This window comes from Sphingomonas sp. NPDC092440 (assembly GCF_044754985.1).
Classification (GTDB): Bacteria; Pseudomonadota; Alphaproteobacteria; order Sphingomonadales; family Sphingomonadaceae; genus Sphingomonas.
Genome location: NZ_JBIVQA010000001.1, coordinates 119,822 through 141,235, shown reverse-complemented (window position 1 = coordinate 141,235; position 21,414 = coordinate 119,822). Strand labels below are relative to the sequence as shown.

Genomic DNA, 21,414 nt, shown 5'->3' with positions numbered 1-21,414 from the left:
CTCGCGCCGCGCAAGCGGCGCCCTCTGCGAAGAGCGCGCGCCAGTTTCCGCCGCTGACGCGGCCTCGGCGCTCACCACGAACAATGGCTCTCTGCGCTCGCTGCGCCCCTGCGCGAACCACCTTCTTCCCGGCGCCCTCGCCCCCCATCGCGAGCAAATCGCATGACCGTCCGCGCCCGCGTCATCCCCTGTCTCGACGTCGCCAATGGCCGCGTGGTCAAGGGCGTCAACTTTGTCGACCTGGTCGATGCCGGCGATCCGGTCGAGCAGGCGCGCGCCTATGACGCGGCGGGCGCCGACGAGCTCTGCTTCCTCGACATCACCGCCAGCCACGAAGCCCGCGGCACCATCCTCGACGTGGTGCGCCGCACCGCCGAGGTCTGCTTCATGCCGCTCACCGTCGGTGGCGGCGCGCGCGGCGTCGAGGATGCCCGCGCCCTGCTGCTGGCCGGGGCCGACAAGGTGGCGGTCAACTCCGCCGCGGTCTCGCGTCCCCAGATCGTCGCCGAGATCGCCGAGAAGATGGGCAGCCAGTGCGTCGTCGCCTCGGTCGACGCGCGCCGCACCGCGAATGGCTGGGAAGTCTTCACCCATGGCGGCCGCAAGCCCACCGGCATCGACGCGGTGACGCACGCCCTCGCCCTCGCCCATCTCGGCGCTGGCGAGCTGCTGATCACGTCGATGGACCGCGACGGCACCCGCGACGGCTACGACCTGGAACTGATCCGCGCGATCGCCGACCAGGTGACCGTGCCCGTGGTCGCCTCCGGCGGCGTCGGCAACCTCCGGCATCTGGTGGAGGGCATTCGCGACGGCCATGCCAGCGCGGTGCTGGCGGCCTCGATCTTCCACTTCGGCGAGGCGAGCATCGCCGATGCCCATCGCGCAATGGCCGCGGCCGGCATCCCGGTGCGAAGCCCGGTTGTCGGTTAGCCTTACATTTACCAGTTCCGCGAGGCGTATCTTAACCATCGAAAGCCACGGAAATGCGCCGGATCCGCAAAGCGGCCGGCTTCTTGCTCCCTCTCGAGGACAATCAAAAGAGGGAACCAGGACCATGAACCGTACCTTCGCCAATCTGGCCGCGTTCGGCCTCGTCGCTACCCTTTCGGCCATGCCCGCCTTCGCCATGGACAAGCCGCCCGTCGATCCGGGCACGCCCTCCAGCAGCAGCAGCAGCGGTGGCGGCACCACGAGCAGCAGCGGCGGTGGCTCGGGCAGCCCCACTTCGATTCCCGAACCCGGCATGCTCGGCCTGTTCGCGCTCGGCACGATCGGCGCGCTGGCCGCGCGCCGGGTCCGTCGCCGCGGTTAACGATTTGTCGGGGCGTTGCGGCTAAGCTCGCCTGCCATGCGCAACGCCCTGCTTCCCCTGCTGCTGCTCGCCGCCATGCCCGCCCTGGCCGCCGACGAGCCGCCGCATACCGGCCGGGCCGGCACCCGCTCGATGCCCGAGCTTTCGGACCTCGCGCTCGCCGCCTGCGCCGTAGCCGGCGTGTGGTTCGTCCGCAGCCGGCTGCGCGCGCGCTTCCGCAAGACCGCGCCCCGCGATTGAACCGCGGGGATTGATGCCCAAGGATTGACAGGCGCGCCCGGCTCCCGCAGCCGGGGCCATGGCCGACTCCCTCGACGCCCTCGAAGCCGTGATCCGTGCCCGCCGCACGGCGAGCCCCGACAGCTCCTATGTCGCGAAGCTCACCCATCGCGGCCGCGCCAAGATCGCGCAGAAGCTGGGCGAGGAAGCCACGGAGACGGTGATCGCCGCGATCCGGGACGATCGCGAGGAACTCACCAAGGAAGCGGCCGACCTCGTCTTCCACCTGCTCGTGCTGCTCGCCGATGCCGGCCTGGGCCTGGACGACGTCCGCGCCGAGCTCGCCCGCCGCGAGGGCGTGTCGGGGATCGCGGAGAAGGCGGGGCGGCCCCAATAGCCGTCATCCCGGCGAAAGCCGGGATCACGTGCAATGGCGCCATGCGGCCCGAGATCCCGGCTTTCGCCGGGATGACGGTTTGCTATTGGATGGGCAAAGGAGCCGCGCATGCCCATCGACGCCACCCAGCCCTATGACGACCAGAACGTCTTCGCGAAGATCCTGCGCGGCGAGATTCCGTCGCGGAAGGTGTTCGAGGACGAGTTCGCCCTCGCCTTTCACGACATCAACCCGCAGGCGCCGAACCATGTGCTGGTGATCCCCAAGGGCGCCTATGTCTCATGGGACGATTTCTCCGCCCGGGCGAGCGAGACGGAGATCGCCGGCTTCGTCCGCGCGGTCGGCCAGGTCGCGCGCGAGGCCGGGTTCGTGGCGCCGGGCTATCGCCTGCTCGCCAATACCGGGCTCGACGCGCATCAGGAGGTGCCGCACCTCCATGTCCACATCTTCGCCGGCAAGCCGCTCGGCCCGATGCTGGCACGCTAGGTCGGGAACTCGAACAAGCATTTGATTTTCTGCCGTCATCCCGGCCTCGCGCCGGGACGACGAAATGAGAGTCCGATCTTCGGGCAACTGCGCTATCTGTCCGGGCTCTCGAGCCAGCCGAAACCGCCTGATCCGGGGGGCGTCATGCATTTCCAGCACACTTTCCACCTCGCTTCCTATCTCGACACGCTGATCAGCTATGGGCTCGCCCTGGTGCTGGGGGCACTGATCGGCGCCGAGCGCCAGTATCGCCAGCGCACCGCCGGGCTGCGCACCAACGCGCTGGTCGCGCTCGGCGCGGCGGCGTTCGTGGACCTCGCCCAGAAGCTCGCCGGCGATGTCGAGGCGGTGCGGGTGATCGCCTATATCGTCTCCGGCATCGGCTTTCTCGGCGCGGGCGTGATCATGAAGGAGGGCATGAACGTCCGCGGCCTGAATACCGCCGCCACGCTCTGGTGCTCCGCGGCGGTGGGCGCCTGTGCCGGCACCGACATGGCGGCGGAGGCCGCGACGCTCACCGTCTTCGTGGTGGCCGGCAACACCTTGCTGCGGCCCGTCGTGAACGCGATCAACCGCATCCCGCTGGCCGGCGGCACGCTGGAGGCGACCTATTCGGTCATCCTCACTGCCGATCCGGCCGACGCGCCGGCACTGCGCGATCTCCTCGTCGATCACCTGGAGCTGATGCGCTACCCCGTGGCCGATACCGAGATCTCCGAGCGATCGGAGGATCTGGTCGAGATCCGGGCGACGCTGGTCAGCACCGGGGCGGTCGATGCCGATCTGGATGCGATCGTCGCGCATCTGGCCAGGACGCATGCCGTGCAGCACGCCACCTGGGAAGTGCAGACCCACGACTGAGCGCGGCGGCGGACCGGCGCGCTTGCCAAGCGCGCCGCCACCTGCTTGCCTCGCCGCCATGCGCTATCTCAACCTCGCCGTCGCGATCGTCGCCGAAGTCACCGCCACGTCGTTCATGAAGCAGTCCGAGGGATTCACCCGGCTCCTCCCCTCGGCGATCACGATCCTCGGCTATGCGATCGCCTTCTATTTCCTCTCGCTCACCCTGCGCGAGATTCCCACCGGCATCGCCTATGCGATCTGGTCCGGCGTCGGCATCGTGCTGATCGCGGCGATCGCCTGGGCATTCCAGGGCCAGAAGCTCGACCTGCCGGCGATCCTCGGCATGGCACTGATCATCGCCGGCGTGCTGGTGCTGAACCTGTTCTCCGGGGCGGCGGCGCACTGAGCGGCACCCGCACTTGCAATGTAGGATTTCGCCTGCTCCCCTGGGATCGCCACCCGATCGCCACCCCTGTCATCCGCGCCAGGGCGCGAATCCACGGTAGCGCGGGATATCGATGCCTCCGCGCGACCGCGCTCCGGATTGGAAGGAACCTGCTTGCACCTGCTGCCCGCCCGGCCCCGGATCCACGCTCTGGCGGGAACGACGAGCGCGAGGGGCATGGCCCCGGCCGGATGGGTGCTCCACGCCCTCTCCCGCCGTGCCGGCCCGGCGACAGGCCCTCCGGCACCCGGAAGACAAGCCCCCCATGGCATCAACTTCGTAAACTTCCGCGCACCCCGGCCGCACGACTCGGCGCTTTGCGGCACTAAAGGATTGCCTCCCCCGGTTTTGCGGCTAGGCTCCGCGCTTTCATCCAAAAGGGGCGGCGGAACAAACCGCCGTTGAGGGGACCATCCAATGATCTTCGGGCGCGTAAAGCCACTCGATGCCATCCTCGCCACTGCCGAGAAAAAATCGCTCCACCGTTCGCTGGGGGCTTTCCAGCTCACCATGCTCGGCATCGGCGCGGTGATCGGCACCGGCATTTTCGTTCTCACCGCCGAAGCCGCGCAAAAGGCCGGCCCGGGCATGATGATCTCGTTCATCATCGCCGGGGTGGTCTGCGCCTTCGCCGCGCTCTGCTATGCCGAGATGGCCGCCATGGTCCCGGTCTCGGGCTCGGCCTATACCTATAGCTATGCCGTGATGGGCGAGCTGATCGCCTGGATGGTCGGCTGGGCCCTGATCCTCGAATATGCCGTGGCCGCGGGGGCGGTCTCGGTCGGCTGGTCGGGCTATGTCGTCGGCCTGATCGAGCACAGTTTCCACATAAACATACCCAACACGCTGGTCTCGGGGCCCTTTGACGGCGGCATGATCAACTTGCCGGCGATGCTGATCGCGGGCCTGGTCACCTGGCTGCTCGTCATCGGCACCAAGGAGAGCGCCACGGTCAACGCCATCCTGGTCGCGATCAAGATCACTGCGCTCACCGTGTTCATCGTGCTGGCCGTGCCGGTGATGAACAGCGCGCAATTCTCGCCCTTCGCGCCGACCGGCTTCATCGGCGTCGGCATGGCGGCGGCGTCGATCTTCTTCGCCTATGTCGGCTTCGACGCGGTCTCCACCGCAGCCGAGGAAACCAAGAACCCGCAGCGCAACATGCCGATCGGCCTGATCGGCAGCCTCGCCATCTGCACCATCTTCTACCTGCTCGTCGCCGCCGGCGTGATCGGCGCGCCGGGCCTCAGCACCCAGCCGGTGACCGACACGATGGGCCATGCGCTCGAGCCGGGCAGCCGCGAGCTGGCCGCCCAGTGCGCCGCCCGCGCGGCCGAAGGCTTCAAGGACGTGGTCTGCTCGAAGGAAGCGCTGGCGTTCACCCTGCGCGAGATCGGCTGGCCGCAGATCGGCAACCTGCTCGGCCTCGCCGCCGGCCTGGCGCTGCCCTCGGTCATCCTGATGATGATGTTCGGCCAGACCCGCATCTTCTTCGTGATGAGCCGCGACGGCCTGCTCCCCGCCGCCTTCTCGAAGATCCACCCGACCTTCAACACCCCGCACGTGATCACGATCATCACGGGCATCGCGGTGTCGCTGTTCGCGGCGTTCTTCCCGGTCGGCCAGCTCGCCAACATCTCCAACTCGGGCACGCTGTTCGCGTTCGCCGCGGTGTCGATCGCGGTGATGGTGATCCGCAAGACCGAACCGAACCGCAAGCGTCCGTTCAAGACGCCGTTCGTGTGGGTGACGGCGCCGATCTCGATCCTGGGCTGCGTCTTTCTGTTCGCGATGCTCGACCATAAGAGCATCATCCTCTTCGCCTCCTGGGCGGTGATCGGCCTGCTGGTCTATTTCGGCTATAGCCGCTCGCGCAGCCATGTCGGCCGCGGCATCGTCGACGTGCCCGAGCACGAAGCCTATGACGAGCTGGACCCGCCGGTGCCCGGCACCCGCTGAGGGCGCCGTTTCCAGGCAAGGAAAAGGGCCGGAGGAGCGATCCTCCGGCCCTTTTCTCTTCAACTTCCTCCCCGAGCTTGCTGGGGGAGGAGCTAACCGCTCAGGCCAGCTTCTCGGCGGCCAGTTCCTTCAGGTCCACCTCGGCGCGGGCGCCGTAATGCTGGATGATCTCGGCGGCGCAGAGCGCGCCCAGGCGCAGCGAATCCCGCACCGGGCGGCCCTGGGCCTGGCCGTGGAGGAAGCCCGCCGCGAACATGTCGCCCGCGCCGGTGGTGTCGACCAGCCGGGCGATCGGCTCGGCCGGAACCTCGACCCGCTCGTCGCCGACCAGCGCGATCGCGCCTTTCTCGCTGCGGGTGACGACCAGCACCGGCACCTTGCCGTGCAGGTGCTGCACCGCCGCCTCGAATTCCTCGCGCTCGCACAGCGCGAGCAGCTCGTTCTCGTTGGCGAACAGGATGTCGATCATCCCGTCCTCGATCAGCTTGCGGAAGTCATCGCCATGGCGCGAGATGCAGAACACGTCGGACAGAGTGAAGGCCACCTTGCGGCCGGCGGCGCGGGCGATCTCGATCGCCTTGCGCATCGCGGCGCGCGGTTCCTCGGGATCCCACAGATAGCCCTCGAGATACAGGATCGCGCCATTGGCGATCAGCGCCTCGTCCAGCGCGGCGGCCGGCAGGAACTGCGAGGCGCCGAGGAACGTGTTCATCGTGCGCTGCCCGTCGGGCGTGACGAAGATCAGGCAGCGGGCAGTGGCGGGCTGGCCGGGGCGCACGGCGGTGTCGAAATCGACGCCGGCGGCGCGGATGTCGTGCGCGAAGACCTGGCCCAGCTGGTCGTCGGCCACCTGGCCGATGAACGCGGTCCGGCCGCCCAGCGCGGCGATGCCCGCCACGGTGTTCGCCGCGGAACCGCCCGAGATCTCGCGGCCCGGACCCATCTTGGCATAGAGCGCGTCGGCGTCCTCGGGCGAGAAGATGAGCTGCATCGAGCCCTTGGCGACGCCGATCTCCTCGATGAAGCTGTCCTCGGCCTGGGCGAGGATATCGACGATCGCGTTGCCGATGGCGACGACGTCATAAGTCGGGCTGGTCAAACTGTTGCTCCAAAAAGATTGCGCCGCCGCCGTAGTGGCGGGCAATAGAGGATGCAATGATTCACGCCTTCTTCCTGTCGCTGGGCCAGCTCTTCGACCGGCCGATCCTGGCAGTCTTCGTCAAGTCCGCGATCCTGACATTGGTGCTGTTCGCCGCGGCGAGCGTCGGCCTGTGGTTCGGCATGCATGCGCTCGCCGACAGGATCGCGGCCTGGCTGGGGGGCTGGAGCGGCTCGGACGCCTTTGCCGACATCGCGACGATACTGATCGTGCTTATCGCCCATTGGCTGATGTTCCGCGCCATCGCAGTGGCGGTGATCGGCATCTTCGCCGACGAAGTGGTCGCGGCGGTGGAGCGGAAACATTATCCCGGTGCCCATGCCCGGGCGCACGACCTGCCCTTTGGCCGCGCGCTGGCGATGGGCCTGGGCTCGGCGCTGCGGCTGATCGGCGTGAACCTGCTGCTCTCGCCGCTATATCTGATGCTGCTCGTCACCGGCCTGGGCACGGCGCTGGCCTTCTTCCTGGTCAACAGCTGGCTGCTCGGCCGCGACCTGGGCGACATGGTCGCGGCGCGGCACATGCGGCGCGACGAATTGCGTGGCTGGCGGCGGCGCACCGGCATCAGCCGCTTCGCGCTGGGCGCCGCGAGCACCGGACTGTTCCTCGTCCCGATTTTGAACCTGGTCGCCCCGGTGCTCGGAGCCGCGATGGCCACCCATGCATTTCACCGCGGGAGGCGGGCATGAAGAAACTTATCCTGATCGGAGCACTGGCGCTCGGCGCCTGTGGCGGAGGCGGCGTGATTCCGCCGCCGCGGGCCGGCTATGTCCCGGTGCCGAGCGCGCGGCCCGCGCCGGGCGGCACGCCGCTGCCCGCCAATCTCACCGCGATCCACGGCGCCACCGCCCCGCGCCTGATCGCGCGCTTCGGCAAGCCCCTGCTCGACATGAGCGAAGGCACCGCGCGCAAGCTCCAGTTCGGGGGGCCGATCTGCGTGCTCGACACCTATCTCTATCCCCAGGGCCGCGGCGAGCCGGTGGTCACCCATGTCGATGCCCGCCAGCGCGATGGCCGCCCGATCGACGAGGCGAGCTGCGTCGCCGCGCTCAGCGGCGGGCGCTCCGGCGGGCGGTGAGCGACACGGTGCATCGCGCCGCCGCGGCGGGCTATGCGACTTCGGCCGACACCTATGCCGCCGGCCGGCCGGACTATCCGGCCGAAGTCGGCCCCTGGCTGCACGACACGCTGGGCCTCGGGCCCGGGCGCACGGCACTCGAGGTCGGCGCGGGCACGGGCAAGTTCCTGCCGCGCCTGATCGAGACCGGGGCGCGGGTGATGGCGCTGGAGCCGGTGGACGCGATGCGCACCCTCCTCGCCGTGCGCTATCCGCAGGTGGTCGCGATCGCCGGCACCGCCCAGGCGATTCCGCTCGGCGACGCCAGCGTCGACGCGCTGGTCTGCGCGCAATCCTTCCATTGGTTCGCCGATCGGGCCGCGCTCGACGAGATGCGCCGGGTGCTGCGCCCCGGCGGCACGCTCGGCCTGATCTGGAACGTCCGCGACGAGCGCGTGCCGTGGATGGCCGCGCTGGAGGCGCTGGTCGAGCCCTATGCCGGCGACGCGCCGCGCTACCGCAGCGGCGCCTGGCGCAAGCTGTTCCCGGCGGACGGCTTCGCGGCGCTGCCCGAGCGGCGCGTGCCCTACGCCCATATCGGCGATCCCGAGCGGGTGATCGTGGACCGCACGCTCTCGGTGAGCTTCATCGCGGCGCTGCCGCCGGCCGAGCGGGCGAAGATCGCCGCCAAGGTCCGCGCGCTGATCGCCGCCACGCCCGAGCTCGCCGGCCGCGATGCCATATCCTTCCCCTATGAGACGCGGATGTTCGCCTGGCGCCGCACGGGCTAGCCGATGGCGAGCCGCTCCAACGCCCAGCCCGCCGCCTCGCGCACCGTCTCGTCGGGATCGTCGAGCAGCGCCCGCACCGGCCCGATCAACGCAGCACTGCCGCTATTGCCCGCCGCGATCAGGCAGTTGCGCATCATCCGGTCGCGCCCGATCCGCTTGATCGGCGAGCCCGAGAACACTTCGCGAAACCCGGCATCGTCAAGCGCGAGCAGATCCGCCAGCGCCGGCACGGTCAGCTCCGCGCGCGGCGCGAAGGCCAGGTTCGCCTGGGCGGCATGGGCGAACTTGTTCCAGGGGCACACTGCCAGGCAATCGTCGCAGCCATAGATGCGGTTGCCGATCCCCGCGCGGAACTCCTCCGGGATCGGCCCCTTGTGCTCGATCGTCAGGTACGAGATGCAGCGCCGCGCATCGAGCCGATAGGGTGCCGGGAACGCATCGGTCGGGCAAGCCGTCTGGCAGGCGTCGCAGCTGCCGCAGGTGGTGCGCACCGGCGCATCGGGCGCCAGCTCCAGCGTGGTGTAGATCGCGCCCAGGAACAGCCAGCTGCCATGGGTGCGGCTCACCAGATTGGTGTGCTTGCCCTGCCAGCCCAGCCCCGCCGCCTCGGCCAGCGGCTTCTCCATCACCGGCGCGGTATCGACGAACACCTTGAGCTCCGCGCCGGGCGCGGCGCCGACCAGCCAGCGCCCCAGCTCCTTCAGCCGCCGCTTCATCACGTCGTGATAGTCGGCGCCCTGGGCATAGGTGGAGATGCGGCCGATCCCGCCTTCCCCCGCCAGGGCAAGCGGATCGGTGCGCGGCGCATAGCTCATGCCGAGCGAGATCACCGACTTCACTTCGGGCCACAGCCCCGCCGGCCGCTCGCGGTGATGCGCGCGCTCTTCCATCCAGAGCATCGAGCCGTGGCGCCCCTCCTCCAGCCATTGGCGCAACCGCTCGACGGTCTTCGGTGCGGCGTCCGCGCGCGCGATCCCGCAATCGGCGAACCCGATTTCCGCCGCTTTGGCCTTTATTCGCGCTTCCAGTGGCTTGTGCTGTTCCACGCGGACCCGCTACCACGTTTTCGTGGTTTGCGGCACCAGCCCGCTCCCCCACCCGGCCACCCAAGGGCAGTATTCTATGGGTGGCCGGGTGGGGGAGCGGGCTGGTGCCGTCCTCGGCGTGGCCGAGGCACTGATGGAGACACTCTTTTGTCTGGCGAATTGGCCGTAAGCGCCCGGGGGCTCGTCAAATATTTCGGGGATCGGCGCGTCGTCGACGGCGTCGACATCGCGGTTCCCAAGGGCCTCGTCTATGGCGTGCTCGGCCCGAACGGCGCCGGCAAGACCACGACTCTGCGCATGCTGCTCGGCATCATCGAGCCGGACGAAGGCGCCCGCACCATGCTCGGCCGCACCCATCCGCGCGACGCCAGCGACCTGGTCGGCTATCTGCCCGAGGAGCGCGGCCTCTATCCCAACATGAAGTGCCGCGAGGCGATCGCCTTCATGGGCGCGCTGCGCGGCCTGCCCTGGGCGACGGGGCGCAAGCGCGCCGACGCGCTGCTCGACAATGCCGGCCTCGGCCATGCCAAGGACGAGAAGATCCGCAAGCTCTCCAAGGGCATGGCCCAGCTGGTCCAGCTGCTCGGCTCGGTGGTGCACGAGCCCGAGCTGCTCGTCCTCGACGAGCCGTTCTCCGGCCTCGACCCGGTCAATCAGGAAAAGCTCGAAAGGCTGATCCGGGCCGAGCGCGATCGCGGCGCGACCATCCTGTTCTCCACCCATGTCATGGCCCATGCCGAGCGCCTGTGCGACCGGCTGTCGATCATCGCCGGCGGCAAGGTCCGCTTCGAAGGCACGGTGAACGACGCCCGCGCCATGCTCCCGATGAAGGCGCATTACACGCCGCACCATAATGTCGAGGGTGCAGCCAGCCTGCTCCCCGCCGACGCCGTGCGCGAAGGCGATGGCTGGCGCTTTACCCTGCCGGCGGACGGCATCGAGGCGCTGCTCGTCAAGCTGATCGACGGCGGCTACGGCGTCTCCGGCCTGTCGATCGAACGACCGGGGCTGCACGACGCCTTCGTCAAGATCGTCGGCGAAGATGCGTTGCGGGACCAGGATCAGGAGGAAGCCGCATGAGCAGCTTCGCACGCACCTTGCGCCAGGCGCTCACCGTCGCCCGCCGCGATTTCACTGCCACGGTGTTCACTCCCACCTTCCTGCTCTTCCTGCTCGCCCCGGTGCTGATGATCGGCTTCGGCACGGTCGGCGGGATCGGCGCCCAGTCGATCGTCGGCGACGATTCGCAGATGCGGATGGTGGTGATCGCGCCGCCCGCCCAGGCGCCCACGCTGCTCGAGACCGACAAGCAACTGCGCTCGCTCTTCCCCAAGAAGAGCGAGCTGATGCCGCCGCCGCTCACCATCGAGGCCCCGACCGGCGATCCCGCCGCCCAGGCGCGCGCCTATTTCGACAGCGACAAGGTCGATACCGCGGCGGTGCTCTTCGGCCCGCTCGACAAGCCCGAGATACTCTATGCCAGCCGCGGCTGGACCGAGGCGCAGTTCCTCGCGCAACTGGCCGAACAGAGCCTGCGCGCCCAGAAGCTGGGCAGCGCCGCACCCACCAGCATTGTCACCCAGACGGTGGTGAAGCGCGGCCAGGGCTCGCCCAGCGGGCGCGGCCAGGCCGCCTCGATCGGCGTGTTCGCGATGTTCTTCCTCACCTTGTTCCTCTCGGGCCAGGCCGTGGGCACCATGGCCGAGGAACGCTCGAACAAGGTGATCGAGATCCTGGCCGCGGCCGTGCCGCTGGAGAGCGTGTTCTTCGGCAAGCTGATCGGCATGTTCGGCGCCGCCGTGCTGTTCGTGCTGTTCTGGGCGACGATCATCATCAACGCGACCAGGCTGCTGCCGCCCGAGATCGCCGGCAGCTTCCCCAGCCTCGTCGCGGCGATCGGCGCGCCCGCCTATGCCTTCCTCTTCATCGCCTATTTCACCATGTCCTACATGCTGCTCGGCGCGATGTTCCTCAGCATCGGCGCGCTCACTTCCACCCAGCGCGAGCTGCAGATGCTCTCGCTGCCGATCACCATCTTCCAGATGATGATGTTCGGCCTCGCGCTCGGCGCGGCGACGCGGCCGGACAGCTGGATCGCCACCGCGGCGCAGCTCTTTCCGTTCAGTTCGCCCTTCGCGATGATCGGGCTGGCGGGCAGCCAGCCGGCGATCTGGCCGCACCTGCTGGCGCTGGCCTGGCAGGCGCTGTGGGTGGCGATCATCATCACGGTGGGCGCGCGGGTGTTCCGCCGCGGCGTACTCAAGTCAGGCAGCCCCAAGCGCCGGACGAAGATCGAAGCGGCCATCTGATTAAATTCCTCCCCGAGCTCGCTCGGGGAGGGGGACCATTCGCGCAGCGAATGGTGGAGGGGTAGCTGGGCAGACGGCGGCGCGCCACCGCCGCCCCTCCACCACGCCGCTTCGCGTCGCGGTCCCCCTCCCCCAGACAAGCTGGGGGAGGAATGAGACGGTCAGCCACCTCCCACTATTGACACTTCTGTCAATTAGGCGTTTCCTCCGGGCAAACGCCAGGAGAGGCAGCATGGCTACGCTTGTGACCGAAGCCGGAATCCCCGAAGCCGTCGATCCGCTCGACGTCAGCCGGCCCGAGCTCTACCGCGACGATGTGTGGCAGGCGCCGTTCCGCGAGCTGCGCGCCCGGGGCGGGATCTATCATTGCGAGAACAGCGGCTTCGGCCCCTATTGGTCGATTGCCACCTACAAGCCGATCGTCCAGGTCGAGTCGCTGCCCGACATCTTCTCGTCCGAGGCCGGCGGCATCACCATCGCCGACATACAGGAAGGCGATATCAAGATGCCGATGTTCATCGCGATGGACCGGCCCAAGCATACCGACCAGCGCCGCACCGTCGCCCCCGCCTTCACGCCGAGCGAGATGGTGCGGATGAGCGACAATATTCGCATGCGCACCGCCGAGATCCTCGATTCGCTGCCCGTCGGCCAGGAATTCGACTGGGTCGACAGCGTCTCGATCGAGCTGACCACCCAGATGCTCGCGCTGCTGTTCGACTTTCCCTGGGAGGAGCGGCGCAAGCTTACCTATTGGTCGGACTGGGCGGGCGATATCGAGATCGCCAAGGATCCCGTGCGCAAGGAGGAGCGGCGCCAGATCCTGTTCGAATGCGCCGCCTATTTCGGCAATCTCTGGCAGGGCAAGCTGGGCACGGAGCCCAGGCCCGACCTGATCTCGATGATGATCCATTCGGACGCGATGAGCCATATGGACCAGATGGAGTTCCTCGGGAACCTGATCCTGCTGATCGTCGGCGGCAACGACACGACACGCAACTCGATGAGTGCCTATGCTTGGGGGCTCGAGCAATTCCCCGATTCGCGCGCGAAGCTCGAGGCCGATCCGGGCCTGATCGGCAATGCCACGCAAGAGATCATCCGCTGGCAGACCCCGCTCGCGCACATGCGCCGCACCGCGACGCAGGATACCGAGCTGGACGGCCACAAGATCCGCGCGGGCGACAAGCTGGGCCTCTGGTATCTCTCGGCCAATCGCGACGAGAGCATCTTCCCCGATGCCGACCGGATCATCGTCGACCGCGAGAATGCCCGGCGCCACCTCGCCTTCGGGCACGGCATCCATCGCTGCGTGGGCGCGCGTCTCGCCGAGCTGCAGATCGGCATATTGATGGAGGAGATGGCCAGGCGTCGCCTGCGCGCGAACGTGCTGCGCGAGCCCGAACGCGTCGCGGCCTGCTTCGTGCACGGGTACAAGAAGATGGCGGTGGAGCTGACACGCTATTGAGGGTCAGGTTGCGGAAGGGGTGCAACCTTTCCCCGCCTTCGTACGAACCTATATCGTCGCAATAACGAGAGGTTCGCCATGCATACCGACCGCCGCGCCTTCCTCACCATTGCCGGCATCGGCGCCTTCACTGCCGCGTGCGGTGGCGGCGCGCCTGCCGAAGCCGCGCAGAAGTTCGAATTCACGCTCACCGATGCCGAATGGAGGAAGCGGCTGAGCCCGCTGGCCTATCAGGTGCTCCGCCAGGGCGCGACCGAACGGGCCTTCACCAGCCCGCTCAACAAGGAGCACCGCGCCGGCACCTTCGCCTGCGCCGGCTGCGCCTTGCCGCTCTACGCCTCGACGACCAAGTTCGACAGCGGCACCGGCTGGCCGAGCTTCTGGCAGCCCTTGCCCAAGGCAGTGATCACCCGCGCCGACAATTCGCTGGGCATGCGCCGCACCGAAGTGCTGTGCCGGCGCTGCGGCGGGCATCTCGGCCATGTCTTCGACGACGGGCCGCCGCCCACCGGCAAGCGCTATTGCATGAACGGCGCGGCGCTGGCGTTCGTGGCGAAAGGATAGTCCCCTTCCATTCCCCTCCCTGGAAGAGAGGGGAGCGAACAGGAAAAGGCCAGGGCGATGCCGGGCCTTCGCGTTCCAACCTGTCGAAGCGATCAGCCCGCGTCGGGCGTCTCGTTCTTCGCTTCCGCCATCAGGTCGCTGAGGTCGAGGTCAAGCGACGGCTTGAAATCGTCGTCGATGTCGTGCGGCGCGCCGCCCGAATAAATGAAGCCGTTGACCGGATAGACCGAAGTACCGAGGCCACCCGTCGGCGCGAACCACACCTTCACTTCGCTCCAGTCGCCTTCGGGCGAGACGTCGACGGCGCGGACGTTGCGCTCGATGCCGCCGGCACGCGACCAGTTGGCATGGGTGAGCAGCACTTCACGATCGCTGACGACCTGGCTGACCATCGCGACATGGCCGAGCGGCATGCGGGCGGTGCGCTGGAACGACATCACCGAACCGACCTTCGGAGTCTCGCCGCGCTGATAGCGACCGGCGGCCTGCGACCACCAGGTCCAGGCATTGCCGTGAATGTTCACGCCGGAGATTTCGCGGGCATAGGGCGCGCACTGCCAGAAGGTACGGCCCTTGGCCGAAGCCGCCTGGGGGGCGGCCATCATCAGGGTGCAAACAGCCATCAGCGCGAAACGCGCTGCGAAAACACGGAAATTCATGGACCCCCCGGTCAGGAAGCAGTCTGATGAACAGCGACTGACCAGATCATAGGACGGAAGTATAGGGCCGCGGCCGGTCGATGGGACGAACCGTTGCGACGAGCCGATGACCTGCTGATTCGCCCTGATTCGCGAGGAACCATGCCCGGAAACCGGCCGCCGGCGCGCGCTGGCGACCCGCCGGGCCCTACGGGCGAACCCGGACCCGGATACGCCCCGGATGGGCAGCTGCCCCCTGCAAGCCCATCACTATGCGCAGTTTTCCACAAGCGGGACTTCGGTTCATCGCATGCATGTTGCGCCGCGGAATCAGTTGGTTTCCTATAATGAACAGGGGACGACGACTGGTTCAGCGGCTCGTTAACCATATTGCCGCACTATCGGTCTCGGAGGGTCACGATATGGGGTGGGAGTATTGAGCTATGGGAGCACGGGCAAAACCGGCTGAAGGCGCGATGACGCTGGCTGAAATGAAGGAATTCGCGGGTTTCAGCGCGGCGACCCAGCGCTATGTGCGCCGCTCGCTCGACATCGGGCTGGACCGCGAGGACGCGATGGCGCGCTGGTCGCGCGACGTGGTCGAGGCCGCCAGCATCCGCGCCCAGGCGCATGTCTATGAGCGCCTCCACGAAGTCCGCGCGCTGATGCCCGACGACAGCGACTTCGATTCCATCGAGCCGTTCATGTCGCCGCTCGTCGCCATCGCCGCCTTCGACCTGAGCCAGGGCCGCCTGACCAGCTTCTCGAGCTTCCGCTTCCTCTACGAGCGGCTGATCGGCGCCGAAGTGCGCCCCTGGCTCCCCTCGGCCTTCTGCGCCGCGGCGGCGCTGCCGCATCTCCATCCGGACCTGCGCCGCAAGCTGCTCCAGTCGATCAGCGAAGCCGCCGCCACTGCCTCGGGCTGGTCGAACCGCCAGCCGAGCTTCTATCCGGCCTGGGTGGAGAAGGTCGACACCGCGTCGCTCTCGCACTGATTTCCCAATTCCCCTCCTGCTTGCGGGAGGGATTCCCTTTGTCTTCTTCCTCCCGTCATCCCCGTACAGGCGGGGATGACGGTGGAGCGGAAGATGACGGACCTGGCGCCGAGACCTGGCCTACCGACAGGCCCGCCATCCCCATTCCCCGCGCTCCGCCTCGTCGAGGTGCAAGTGATCGCGATGCGCGGCGTTATAGTCGGGCGAGAGCACCGTCGAGAACAGCCGGCAGGCCCCGGTGCGCACTTCGCGCAGGAAGGCGGCCTTTGCTCCGCCCTCCTCCCAGTCTTCGGCCACCCCGATCCGCGTCCCGTCCGCCAGGCGAAAGGCGGCGATGTCGATCGCATCGGCAGTCGCATGCTCGCTGCGGCCGTACATGCGCCGGCACGCATAGCTGCCAAGATGCTCGATCCGCACGACCGCCGCGCCGAAATGCCGCTGCGCGGCCGGCTGGACGATTTCCCATTCCCAGAGCGAGAGCGCCGCGGCCACCGGGCAGGAGATGCCCGGGCTGGCCGGCACGAAGCCGATCCCGCGCGACCCGCCGGGAGCAAGGCGCACCCCGTCCGCATAGCCGCATTGCGGCGCGTCGCCAGTGACGCTGGCCAGCGCCGCATAGCGCACCCCCGCGGCGCGCAGCAGCGCCCGGCACCGGGCATGGTCGCCGGTCAATCCGGCGAGCTTGCGGCCAGTGAAGATGCCGATCGGCTGGCCCAGATCGAGCCGGGTCCAGGGCAAGTCCTGCGGACGGTCGCGCAGCGCCACCCAGGCCAGGAGCGATCCGCCGAGCAGCGCGGCGAGCGGGATCGCCGCCGTCGCGGCGTGGCGCCCCCGCCTCACATGCGGATCGCCTGGTCAAGGGGTTGCGTGGTGATCGGGTAGCCAAGATCGTCGGGAATGCACAGATGGCGCTCGCCATCGCGTTCCTCGATCCAGGGCGTGACGGTGCGGATCGGATGGGCACGGGCATCGGCGACGGCATCGTCATAGCTGGCGAACAGCGCCAGCCGGTCGAGATTGCGGCGGGTGGGAAAGATGATGTGCACCTCGCCCCGGTCGGCGGCGTCGAGCACCGCGCGCGCGCGCGCCCAGAAGACCCGGACATTCTCGTTGCCGTCGACCTGCGGCTCGGCCCCTTCCGGCGCGCGGGCCAGGTAGAAGCGCGTGTCGAACACCTTGTGGTGCACGCCCCTGGGCAGCCAGCGCGCAAAGGGCACCAGCCGGTCCAGCGCGAGCACGGCGCCGGCCTCGTCCAGCAACTCGCCCATCGGCTCGCCGGCATAGAGGCGCTGGCGTAGCGCGATCACCTCCCCGGCTGGATCGAGGCCGATCGCGACGCCCGCTTCCTCCAGCGTCTCGCGGATCGCGGCGATGCGCGCGGCATTCTCCTCGACATCGCCGGCATGCAGGCCCGCCAGGACGAAATCGCCCGGATCGACGCGGCCGCCGGGAAAGACCAGCGCGCCGCCCGCGAACGACATGGCACGGGCCCGCTCCACCATCAGCAGCTCGGGCGGCCCGTCCCGGGTCTCGCGCATCACGATCACGGTGGCGGCGGGAATCGCCTGTTCGTCGGTCATGGGACGGATGTAGGTCGTGCGCTCAGGGATGGACACCCAATTCCTCCCCCGGCTTGCTGGGGAAGGAGCCGTAACGCTACCACCCCGCCACCTTCAGCCGCACCTTCGCCACCATGTCGGACGAGGTGACGAACAGCGTTCGCCCGTCCTCGCCAAAGCAGCAATTGGCGGCGGCCTTGCCGGGCGCGATCAACCCCAGCTTCCTGCCGTCCGGCGCGATCACATGGATCCCGCCCGGGCCGCTGGCGAACAGATGGCCGCTCTTCGCCACCTTCATGCCATCGGGCAGCCCCGGCAGCTTGCGCGCCACTTCCGCCGAGAAGTCGACGAACGGTGCCAGCCCGCCTCTCGCCGAGCCGTCCGCCGCCAGTTCGCAACGGAAGATCTTCGCATTCGCGGGGTCGGACTGGCTGACATAGAGCCGGTCGAGCCCCGGCGAGACGCCGATGCCGTTCGGCCGCTTCAGGCTCTTGTCGATCAGCCGCACCCCGCTGCCGTCCGGACGGACGCTGTAGACGCCGTTGAACGCCAGCTGCTTGAGCGGCGAGGCATCGCCCTCGGCCAGGCCATAGGGCGGATCGGTGAAATAGAGGATCCCGCCGCGTCCGATCGCCAGGTCGTTGCAGCTGTTGAACTTCCTGCCTTCGAATGCGCCGCAGACGATCGTCTTCCGCCGGGTCGCCAGGTCCACCCGGGCGATGGCGCGCGTGCCCGAATCGGCCATCAGCAAGTCGCCACGGGCATCGATCACCATTCCGTTCGAACCCGCCTCGCGCACCCCCGCCGGGATCGGCCCGGCCAGGCCCGAGGGATCGAGGAACGGCCGGGCGCCCTCGCCCGCCCGCCAGCGATACGCGATGTTCGCCGGCACGTCGGAGAAGAGCAGATAGCCGCCCTTCCTCACCCATGCCGGCCCCTCGGCCCACCGGAACCCGGTGGCGATCACCTCGATCGGGCTGGCCGTGTCGATCAGCGCGTCGAGCGCCGGATCGAGGCGGGTGATGCTCCCCACCGTCTCGCCCAGCGCCACTCGCGGCGCCAGGGGCAGTGCCGCCAGGCCGGCCAGCATCGCGCGACGCGTCGTCTCGGTCATCTTCTTCTCCGTCCAGCCGGCGGAATCGTCCGATCCACAAGCGCCGGGGAGTATATCGTCGCGATCCGCCGCATGGCGCGCAATCCTTCCTTCGAGTGCGAGGGGAAATACCCGGTCAGTCGAAGCGCGCGCGGAAACACGCGCGAAGCGCCGCATGGGTCTCCGCCACACGCGCCAGCAATGCCGGATCTGCTTCGGCATGGCGGGGCTCCGCCGCCCGCAACGCGGCGGAAGCGATCGGCGCCTCGACCAGCACCGCAAGCCGGGGCGCATAGCGGCGCGGACTGGCGCACAGCGCGTCATAGTCGACGAAGAACTGGCGTTCCCGCACCCGGGCCGGCGCCGAGAGCAGCGCGCGGTGCACGCTGTCCCACAGCTTCAGCCAGTAACCGACGCCAGTCGGGTCCTCGTCGCGGCCGGGGGCGCCGTCGAACAGGAACGGCCGGTGGTCGGCGCCGAATTCGTGATGGCCGAGCCAGGTCATGAAACGGCGGCGGAACGGGTCCTCCCCCGCCAGCCGGGCCGCCCGGCGATGCTGGGACAGCAAGGACAGCGCCTGCTGCAGCGGATCGCGGAACGGATGGATCAGAAGCGCATCGGGAAAGCTGGTGGCGAGCGCTTCCAGGCGCAGGATGTTGTTGTTGTTCTTCGACAGATAGCGAGCGCCGCCATGGCGCAGCAGCACCAGGCGCACATAGTCGCGAAAGGCAGCGAGCGTCTCGGGATCCGGCGCGGCCGGCGCCAGCCCGTCGCGCCGCAGATAGCGTTTTCCCTCCAGCGCGCGCCAGAAGACCTCCTCGATCGCCTCGGGGCTGTCGAGATCATGCGTCAATCCGTCGCCATGACCGCGTTCGCTGGCCTCGACGTGCCGCTTGCCGCCGAGCCTTGCCCAGCTGTTCGGCGCGAGCGGAAACGGCAGGTCGCGATAGGACGGCGCGGCAAAGCCGCCGCCCTGGTGGAGCAGCCGGGTGAGGATCGAGGTGCCCGCGCGCGCCAGCCCGGCGATGAACACCGGGCGCCGGATCGGCACCGCGGCGATCTTCCCGCGATGGGTGGCACGCTCGATGTCGAAGGTCGCTTCGAGCAGCGCGGGTGAACCCAGGGCGATGCGGTGGAGGAGCCGGTCAGCTCCGCTGTACACGCGGAATCACCTGCCAGCGCAGCACGGCATAGCCGAGCGTGAAGGGCATCAACGCGAGCCTTGCCGTCCAGTCCGTCCGGAAGGCTCCGATTTCCGGCCAGTTGGCGTCGAGTGCCAGCACCATGAGCAGGGGCGCGGCGGCGGCGAGCAGCAAGCCGCCGGCACGCATCGTCCGTGCGAACATGCGGCCCGAAAGGATCCGGAGCGCCCGCTCCTTGCCCCAGTCCGAAACGCCCCGCCTGGCCATCAGCCGCATGGCATGCTGGCCGCAGGCGGCAAGCTCGCGAAAGGCCGGGATGAGCGGCAGGGCGCGGGCCAGCTCGAGCACCGCGACAAGGGCGAGGAAGAACAGGATCACCGGGCACGCCCGCGGATGCGGCGGACCAGCCGCTTGATCGGATACCAGACGACCGAGACGATCGCGAGCAGGATCGAGCCGATCAGCCCGAAGGCGACTCCGATCGCTCCCAGCCCGAGCCCGGGCCCGGTATAGGCCTGGGCGGCGAGCGGTGCCGAGAGGGCGAGGGCGATCGACAGGGGTCTGAGAAGTTTCACGAACATTTGGCATTCACCGTAGCTTGAATGGCGGGGCCATCGGTGGCGGGATCGAGATAGCGCGCCCAGGAAAGGGCCATGCGCCGCTCGGCGGAATCGGCGGAGATGTAGCGCCAGCGCACCGCGCCTTCGGGCGACATGCGGACGAGGCGGCCCTGCTCGGTCTCCTCGATCATCGCGTCGCCATTGGCGAGCGGCGTGCCGCGCCCCTGGGCGCGGGTGGCGATGCGGTTGGCGGCGAAACCCCTGTCCCAGGGCGAGCTGGTCTCGCCGCTGGACAGGTCGTGGACGAGCAGGCGGTTGTGCCCGTTCACGCGCTCGTCCGGATAGCCCATCAGCGTGTTGTTATCGAACACCGAGATGCGGTGATCGTCGAGGATGCTGACATCGTGCTGGAAGCGCCACGGGCCGATCTTCCACCACAATATCGCACCGGTCGCCGGCCGGTAGAGCGCGATCAGCGAGAGGTTGCGGATGCTGAGAAACAAATCCCCCCTCTTCCAGAACCTTCCGTCCGCCATCACCGGCTGGATATCGTTGAGATGGAAGGGGTCCTGCACATAGGGCCGGCCGCGCCACAGCCTGCCCAGCCCGTTGCGCTCGAGGATGTCGGCGATCCGGTCGACGTTGCGCAGCTTCCCCTCGGGCGAGACCCGCGCCACCGCATCGTCCCAGAAATCGGGCTTCACCCCGGGCTCGCGCGGCACCGGGTAGCGATAGGGCACCCACAGGTCGCCGTCCGGGCCCAGCTCGGTGGAATGGTTGAAGATGCCGTCGAGCGACCAGAGCAGCTTGCCGCACGCATCGTAGCGGGCGAGCGGCGAGCTGTCGTGCAGCACCAGGCTGCCATCGGCGAGCAGCAGCGGATGCATCAGCCGGTTGCGCGCGGCATTCTTGTCGCGGTGCAGGTCGGTGAGCGCGGAAGCGAAGCGCGAGCGGGCATTGGCGGCATCGACATCGGGCACGAACTCGCGCACCACCGCGCCGTCCGCGAGACGGATCAACTGCACCACCGATCGCTTGCGCCGGGGCTCGAAGGGCGAGATCAGCGCATAGCCGGCATCGACGAACCCCGGATCGCGGGCAAAGCCGCCCGGCAGCTTCTCATAGGCGCCGTGGAAATAGGGCGCGTTGCTGCGGAACAGGTGCTGAATCGTATCCGGGACGCGAGCCAGCATGATCGCCGCGCGACCGACCGCGCCCGACTTCTCCCAGCCATCGACGATCGCGCCCATGCCCATCGCGGCGAGCGGAACGAGCAGCAGCGTCAGGGCGAGGGTCCACAAGGGCACGGGCCGGGCAAGCAGGCGTTCCAATGCGCTGCCCCGCGCTTCCATTTGAACTTGCTGATCCC

26 protein-coding genes are annotated in these 21,414 nt (G+C 68.6%); 16 read left to right on the top strand and 10 right to left on the bottom strand.

Annotated features, from left to right (window positions below; genetic code table 11):
- The first annotated feature begins 162 nt into the window (after positions 1 to 162).
- The 8 genes from hisF to ACIQCS_RS00655 all read left to right on the top strand — a co-directional run bounded on the left by hisF (position 163) and on the right by ACIQCS_RS00655 (position 5,664).
- Positions 163 to 933, top strand: coding sequence for an imidazole glycerol phosphate synthase subunit HisF (gene hisF / locus ACIQCS_RS00690; RefSeq protein WP_345850428.1), 771 nt, complete (start codon positions 163 to 165; stop codon positions 931 to 933).
- 124 nt (positions 934 to 1,057) lie between these two features.
- Positions 1,058 to 1,315 carry a PEP-CTERM sorting domain-containing protein gene (locus ACIQCS_RS00685; RefSeq protein ID WP_345850427.1) on the top strand — a complete coding sequence of 86 codons (258 nt, stop codon included), beginning with the start codon at positions 1,058 to 1,060 and terminating at the stop codon, positions 1,313 to 1,315.
- A gap of 36 nt (positions 1,316 to 1,351) precedes the next feature.
- A complete protein-coding gene (locus tag ACIQCS_RS00680; RefSeq protein WP_345850426.1) occupies positions 1,352 to 1,555 on the top strand; it encodes a hypothetical protein in 204 nt (67 codons plus the stop codon).
- A gap of 58 nt (positions 1,556 to 1,613) precedes the next feature.
- Positions 1,614 to 1,931 (top strand): phosphoribosyl-ATP diphosphatase, encoded by a 318-nt coding sequence (locus ACIQCS_RS00675; protein ID WP_345850425.1) that lies wholly within the window; start codon positions 1,614 to 1,616, stop codon positions 1,929 to 1,931.
- A 108-nt stretch (positions 1,932 to 2,039) separates the two neighbouring features.
- Positions 2,040 to 2,417: a histidine triad nucleotide-binding protein gene (locus tag ACIQCS_RS00670; RefSeq protein ID WP_345850424.1), complete on the top strand. Its 378-nt coding sequence runs from the start codon at positions 2,040 to 2,042 to the stop codon at positions 2,415 to 2,417.
- Positions 2,418 to 2,561: 144 nt separating this feature from the next.
- A complete protein-coding gene (locus tag ACIQCS_RS00665) occupies positions 2,562 to 3,278 on the top strand; it encodes an MgtC/SapB family protein (RefSeq protein WP_280279314.1) in 717 nt (238 codons plus the stop codon).
- Between the two features lie 58 nt (positions 3,279 to 3,336).
- A complete protein-coding gene (locus ACIQCS_RS00660; protein ID WP_345850422.1) occupies positions 3,337 to 3,666 on the top strand; it encodes an SMR family transporter in 330 nt (109 codons plus the stop codon).
- A 456-nt stretch (positions 3,667 to 4,122) separates the two neighbouring features.
- On the top strand, positions 4,123 to 5,664 hold the full coding sequence (locus tag ACIQCS_RS00655) for an amino acid permease (protein WP_345850420.1): 1,542 nt from the start codon (positions 4,123 to 4,125) through the stop codon (positions 5,662 to 5,664).
- A gap of 100 nt (positions 5,665 to 5,764) precedes the next feature.
- Here the strand turns inward: ACIQCS_RS00655 and ACIQCS_RS00650 are convergent, their stop codons facing one another.
- Positions 5,765 to 6,763, bottom strand: a complete 999-nt coding sequence (locus tag ACIQCS_RS00650; protein ID WP_345850418.1) for an adenosine kinase — start codon at positions 6,761 to 6,763, stop codon at positions 5,765 to 5,767.
- Between the two features lie 56 nt (positions 6,764 to 6,819).
- Between ACIQCS_RS00650 and ACIQCS_RS00645 the strand changes: the two genes are divergently transcribed.
- From ACIQCS_RS00645 to ACIQCS_RS00635, 3 genes are read left to right on the top strand one after another with little or no spacing between them, the layout of a single operon-like run.
- Entirely contained in the window at positions 6,820 to 7,512 is a 693-nt protein-coding gene (locus ACIQCS_RS00645; protein WP_345850417.1) for an EI24 domain-containing protein, read from the top strand.
- Positions 7,509 to 7,901 carry a hypothetical protein gene (locus ACIQCS_RS00640; protein ID WP_345850416.1) on the top strand — a complete coding sequence of 131 codons (393 nt, stop codon included), beginning with the start codon at positions 7,509 to 7,511 and terminating at the stop codon, positions 7,899 to 7,901. Before ACIQCS_RS00645 ends, ACIQCS_RS00640 begins: the two co-directional genes overlap by 4 nt.
- Positions 7,898 to 8,671 carry a class I SAM-dependent methyltransferase gene (locus ACIQCS_RS00635; RefSeq protein ID WP_345850415.1) on the top strand — a complete coding sequence of 258 codons (774 nt, stop codon included), beginning with the start codon at positions 7,898 to 7,900 and terminating at the stop codon, positions 8,669 to 8,671. The genes ACIQCS_RS00640 and ACIQCS_RS00635 overlap by 4 nt, the downstream gene beginning before the upstream one ends.
- On the opposite strand, the gene queG is transcribed toward ACIQCS_RS00635, so the two are convergent.
- Entirely contained in the window at positions 8,668 to 9,717 is a 1,050-nt protein-coding gene (gene queG / locus ACIQCS_RS00630; RefSeq protein ID WP_345850414.1) for a tRNA epoxyqueuosine(34) reductase QueG, read from the bottom strand. The genes ACIQCS_RS00635 and queG overlap by 4 nt on opposite strands.
- 147 nt (positions 9,718 to 9,864) lie before the next feature.
- Between queG and ACIQCS_RS00625 the strand changes: the two genes are divergently transcribed.
- The 4 genes from ACIQCS_RS00625 to msrB all read left to right on the top strand — a co-directional run bounded on the left by ACIQCS_RS00625 (position 9,865) and on the right by msrB (position 14,058).
- The gene (locus ACIQCS_RS00625; protein ID WP_345850413.1) at positions 9,865 to 10,797 is read left to right on the top strand and encodes an ATP-binding cassette domain-containing protein; all 933 of its coding nucleotides are present in this window, start codon (positions 9,865 to 9,867) and stop codon (positions 10,795 to 10,797) included.
- The gene (locus ACIQCS_RS00620) at positions 10,794 to 12,026 is read left to right on the top strand and encodes an ABC transporter permease (protein WP_345850412.1); all 1,233 of its coding nucleotides are present in this window, start codon (positions 10,794 to 10,796) and stop codon (positions 12,024 to 12,026) included. The genes ACIQCS_RS00625 and ACIQCS_RS00620 overlap by 4 nt, the downstream gene beginning before the upstream one ends.
- Positions 12,027 to 12,258: 232 nt before the next feature.
- On the top strand, positions 12,259 to 13,494 hold the full coding sequence (locus tag ACIQCS_RS00615; RefSeq protein WP_345850411.1) for a cytochrome P450: 1,236 nt from the start codon (positions 12,259 to 12,261) through the stop codon (positions 13,492 to 13,494).
- A gap of 78 nt (positions 13,495 to 13,572) precedes the next feature.
- The gene (msrB, locus tag ACIQCS_RS00610; RefSeq protein ID WP_345850410.1) at positions 13,573 to 14,058 is read left to right on the top strand and encodes a peptide-methionine (R)-S-oxide reductase MsrB; all 486 of its coding nucleotides are present in this window, start codon (positions 13,573 to 13,575) and stop codon (positions 14,056 to 14,058) included.
- 92 nt (positions 14,059 to 14,150) lie between these two features.
- Here the strand turns inward: msrB and ACIQCS_RS00605 are convergent, their stop codons facing one another.
- Positions 14,151 to 14,717, bottom strand: a complete 567-nt coding sequence (locus ACIQCS_RS00605) for a CHAP domain-containing protein (RefSeq protein WP_401529785.1) — start codon at positions 14,715 to 14,717, stop codon at positions 14,151 to 14,153.
- A 422-nt stretch (positions 14,718 to 15,139) separates the two neighbouring features.
- Between ACIQCS_RS00605 and ACIQCS_RS00600 the strand changes: the two genes are divergently transcribed.
- Positions 15,140 to 15,691 (top strand): hypothetical protein, encoded by a 552-nt coding sequence (locus tag ACIQCS_RS00600; protein ID WP_280279326.1) that lies wholly within the window; start codon positions 15,140 to 15,142, stop codon positions 15,689 to 15,691.
- 120 nt (positions 15,692 to 15,811) lie between these two features.
- Here ACIQCS_RS00600 and ACIQCS_RS00595 read toward each other — a convergent pair whose 3' ends face one another.
- The 7 genes from ACIQCS_RS00595 to ACIQCS_RS00565 all read right to left on the bottom strand — a co-directional run bounded on the left by ACIQCS_RS00595 (position 15,812) and on the right by ACIQCS_RS00565 (position 21,376).
- A complete protein-coding gene (locus tag ACIQCS_RS00595; protein ID WP_345850408.1) occupies positions 15,812 to 16,531 on the bottom strand; it encodes an extensin family protein in 720 nt (239 codons plus the stop codon).
- Positions 16,528 to 17,271, bottom strand: coding sequence for an NUDIX domain-containing protein (locus tag ACIQCS_RS00590; RefSeq protein ID WP_345850407.1), 744 nt, complete (start codon positions 17,269 to 17,271; stop codon positions 16,528 to 16,530). The genes ACIQCS_RS00595 and ACIQCS_RS00590 overlap by 4 nt, the downstream gene beginning before the upstream one ends.
- Before the next feature lie 76 nt (positions 17,272 to 17,347).
- The gene (locus ACIQCS_RS00585; protein ID WP_345850406.1) at positions 17,348 to 18,364 is read right to left on the bottom strand and encodes an SMP-30/gluconolactonase/LRE family protein; all 1,017 of its coding nucleotides are present in this window, start codon (positions 18,362 to 18,364) and stop codon (positions 17,348 to 17,350) included.
- 115 nt (positions 18,365 to 18,479) lie between these two features.
- The gene (locus ACIQCS_RS00580; protein WP_345850405.1) at positions 18,480 to 19,505 is read right to left on the bottom strand and encodes a sulfotransferase; all 1,026 of its coding nucleotides are present in this window, start codon (positions 19,503 to 19,505) and stop codon (positions 18,480 to 18,482) included.
- Positions 19,489 to 19,863 (bottom strand): hypothetical protein, encoded by a 375-nt coding sequence (locus ACIQCS_RS00575; RefSeq protein ID WP_345850404.1) that lies wholly within the window; start codon positions 19,861 to 19,863, stop codon positions 19,489 to 19,491. Before ACIQCS_RS00575 ends, ACIQCS_RS00580 begins: the two co-directional genes overlap by 17 nt.
- The gene (locus ACIQCS_RS00570; RefSeq protein WP_401529782.1) at positions 19,860 to 20,066 is read right to left on the bottom strand and encodes a hypothetical protein; all 207 of its coding nucleotides are present in this window, start codon (positions 20,064 to 20,066) and stop codon (positions 19,860 to 19,862) included. Before ACIQCS_RS00570 ends, ACIQCS_RS00575 begins: the two co-directional genes overlap by 4 nt.
- Positions 20,057 to 21,376: an arylsulfotransferase family protein gene (locus ACIQCS_RS00565; protein ID WP_345850401.1), complete on the bottom strand. Its 1,320-nt coding sequence runs from the start codon at positions 21,374 to 21,376 to the stop codon at positions 20,057 to 20,059. Before ACIQCS_RS00565 ends, ACIQCS_RS00570 begins: the two co-directional genes overlap by 10 nt.
- Positions 21,377 to 21,414: the final 38 nt, after the last annotated feature.

Bases quoted from the DNA above. Each gene is read 5' to 3' on its own strand.
- hisF (WP_345850428.1), top strand. From the start codon at position 163: ATGACCGTCCGCGCCCGCGTCATCCCCTGTCTCGACGTCGCCAATGGC.
- ACIQCS_RS00670 (WP_345850424.1), top strand. From the start codon at position 2,040: ATGCCCATCGACGCCACCCAGCCCTATGACGACCAGAACGTCTTCGCG.
- ACIQCS_RS00645 (WP_345850417.1), top strand. From the start codon at position 6,820: ATGATTCACGCCTTCTTCCTGTCGCTGGGCCAGCTCTTCGACCGGCCG.
- ACIQCS_RS00590 (WP_345850407.1), bottom strand. From the start codon at position 17,271: ATGACCGACGAACAGGCGATTCCCGCCGCCACCGTGATCGTGATGCGC.
- ACIQCS_RS00585 (WP_345850406.1), bottom strand. From the start codon at position 18,364: ATGACCGAGACGACGCGTCGCGCGATGCTGGCCGGCCTGGCGGCACTG.
- ACIQCS_RS00675 (WP_345850425.1), top strand. From the start codon at position 1,614: ATGGCCGACTCCCTCGACGCCCTCGAAGCCGTGATCCGTGCCCGCCGC.
- ACIQCS_RS00605 (WP_401529785.1), bottom strand. From the start codon at position 14,717: ATGAATTTCCGTGTTTTCGCAGCGCGTTTCGCGCTGATGGCTGTTTGC.
- ACIQCS_RS00660 (WP_345850422.1), top strand. From the start codon at position 3,337: ATGCGCTATCTCAACCTCGCCGTCGCGATCGTCGCCGAAGTCACCGCC.
- ACIQCS_RS00615 (WP_345850411.1), top strand. From the start codon at position 12,259: ATGGCTACGCTTGTGACCGAAGCCGGAATCCCCGAAGCCGTCGATCCG.
- ACIQCS_RS00570 (WP_401529782.1), bottom strand. From the start codon at position 20,066: ATGTTCGTGAAACTTCTCAGACCCCTGTCGATCGCCCTCGCCCTCTCG.
- msrB (WP_345850410.1), top strand. From the start codon at position 13,573: ATGCATACCGACCGCCGCGCCTTCCTCACCATTGCCGGCATCGGCGCC.
- ACIQCS_RS00600 (WP_280279326.1), top strand. From the start codon at position 15,140: ATGGGAGCACGGGCAAAACCGGCTGAAGGCGCGATGACGCTGGCTGAA.
- ACIQCS_RS00685 (WP_345850427.1), top strand. From the start codon at position 1,058: ATGAACCGTACCTTCGCCAATCTGGCCGCGTTCGGCCTCGTCGCTACC.
- ACIQCS_RS00640 (WP_345850416.1), top strand. From the start codon at position 7,509: ATGAAGAAACTTATCCTGATCGGAGCACTGGCGCTCGGCGCCTGTGGC.
- ACIQCS_RS00680 (WP_345850426.1), top strand. From the start codon at position 1,352: ATGCGCAACGCCCTGCTTCCCCTGCTGCTGCTCGCCGCCATGCCCGCC.
- ACIQCS_RS00620 (WP_345850412.1), top strand. From the start codon at position 10,794: ATGAGCAGCTTCGCACGCACCTTGCGCCAGGCGCTCACCGTCGCCCGC.
- ACIQCS_RS00665 (WP_280279314.1), top strand. From the start codon at position 2,562: ATGCATTTCCAGCACACTTTCCACCTCGCTTCCTATCTCGACACGCTG.
- ACIQCS_RS00655 (WP_345850420.1), top strand. From the start codon at position 4,123: ATGATCTTCGGGCGCGTAAAGCCACTCGATGCCATCCTCGCCACTGCC.